General features: G+C 54.4%; 1 pseudogene. It reads left to right on the top strand.

The annotated features are described in order from the left end of the window. Positions 1-15: 15 nt before the first annotated feature. Positions 16-250: pseudogene (locus tag ACTHS3_RS18320) on the top strand (3-deoxy-manno-octulosonate cytidylyltransferase); the annotation flags it as partial.

Below are 250 nucleotides of genomic sequence, written 5' to 3' on the forward strand. Positions count from 1 at the left end.
ACAGAAAGCCCTTATATGACCGATTTACGCCATTTGAGCCGCGAAGAGCAAAAACTGCTTGCCGATGTTGCCTTGCTGGTTCAAAACGACGACCAGGAGTTTAACTATGAGATGTTGAAAGCCGCCGCGCCGGACGAAGCCAGCGGCGAGTTTTGGTTCCGTATAGCGGAAACGCTCAGTACGCTGCCGCCCAACCGTTCGCTAGATTTGCGCTTGAACGGCGGCAGGCTGACGGTTGCCGTGTCGATTT

This window comes from Neisseria sp. P0009.S007 (assembly GCF_051962515.1).